The 1,608-nt window shown below is 56.6% G+C and carries 1 protein-coding gene; it reads right to left on the reverse strand.

Annotated elements, in window-relative coordinates; genetic code table 11:
- Positions 1–28: 28 nt before the first annotated feature.
- Complete coding sequence (locus LGN17_RS36415; protein WP_226201559.1) at positions 29–1,567, reverse strand: IS3 family transposase; 1,539 nt, start codon at positions 1,565–1,567, stop codon at positions 29–31.
- Positions 1,568–1,608 lie beyond the last annotated feature (41 nt).

Here is a 1,608-nt window from a genome sequence, read left to right on the forward strand (position 1 = left end):
GGGGGTGCGGCGGAATTCTTGGACTGATTTATGTCGTCAGCCCGAGGCTCTCCCGGTATTCAATCGGACTGAGTGCGCCAAGCGAGATTTTGATCCGTTTCTCGTTGTACCAGCGAATGTACGAGTCAACGACCTCAATGAACTGGTCGGTGCTGACGGTCTGCCAGTCCCGAGAGTAAAACAGTTCCGTTTTCAGCCGTCCAAAGAAGCCTTCGCACGCCGCGTTGTCGGGCGAGCAGCCCTTGCGCGACATTGAGCGAATCAGCCTGGCCTCACGTATCCGGGTAAGCCAGCCTGGCCAGCGATAATGCGCACCGCGATCTGAATGGACCACAGGTCGGCTGTTGCTGCTACCGATTGCTTCGATGGCGGCATCGAGCATCGTGTTCACAAGCTCGGCGTCGGGTCGCGTACCGATCGACCAACTGATCACCAGTCCATCGAAGCAATCGATGACAGGAGACAGATAGACTTTACCGGCAGGAATCTGGAACTCTGTGATGTCGGTGAGCCACTTTTCATTCGGTGCTGCGGCCCGGAAGTCCCGGTTGATAAGGTTCTCTGGAGCCGGACCTATTTCGCCGGCGTAGGAGCCGTATCGACGTCGCCTCGTCGTGGCCGCGCTTAGCTGTTCCTGCTTCATCAAGCGCCGAACGACCTTCTCCGAGATGAAGACTTTCTGCCTGCCAAGTGCCGCGCGCACTCGGCGATATCCGTAGCAGCGGTGATTCAGTTCAAAGATATCTGCGATGGCAAGGCGTACACCGGCATACTTGTCGGCAGCCTGTATCCGCGCCCGGTGATAGAAGTAGGAGCTACGGGCGAGCCCCAGTTCAGCAAAGAGCTCCGGTAGCGTGTAAGTCTGCTTCAGGGCATCAACCAGCGCCGTCTTCTCCCGATTCGTCAGGAGTTGCGGGTTGACGCCCAGGCCTTTTTTTATTATTTCATTGGCCTTCTTCAGGATGTCGTGTTCGATCTGGAGCTTTCGAATGTCTCGTCGGAGTGATTCGATCTCCCGCTCCAGCGTCGCTTTCTCAGAGGTTTGCGGCGGATCGTTGCGGCGCGTCATGGCTGAAACAGCCTCCTGACCGAGTAACCGATTTTTCCAGTTGTACAGCGTTGGGCGGCTCACGCCAATCTTTTTAGCAACTTCCTCTGCGCTTTCTCGTCGAGTGCATAGATCGATGACTGCCGTCTGCCTGAGCTCTGGTGTATGCCGAATACCCGACGCCTTCCCGAGAACGCGTTTCTTTCGTTCAGGATGTAGCTCGTCGAGCCAGGCGACGAGCGTCCCGCGTCCCGGATATCCCAAGGCCTTTGTCGTTGCAGCCAGACACTGGCCATGGCTTATATAGTGGTCTGTGGCCGCCTTCTTTTGTTCCGCCGAATAGCGCGACCTCAAGCAAATACGTTCCCTCGGCAAATCCAGACATCGCGCGTACGTGTGATACCACCGTTCGAGAGACTTCGTTGTGGGATAGCCCAATTGACGGACGGTTGCGGTAAGGCGCTTGCCAAGCTCCAAGTAGAGCTTGACTGCTCGGATACGGTCTTCGTAGGAATACATGGACTAGCTCCCAAATAGTCCAAGAATTCCGCCGCACCCCC

The organism is Burkholderia sp. AU30280 (genome assembly GCF_020420125.1).
GTDB lineage: Bacteria > Pseudomonadota > Gammaproteobacteria > Burkholderiales > Burkholderiaceae > Burkholderia.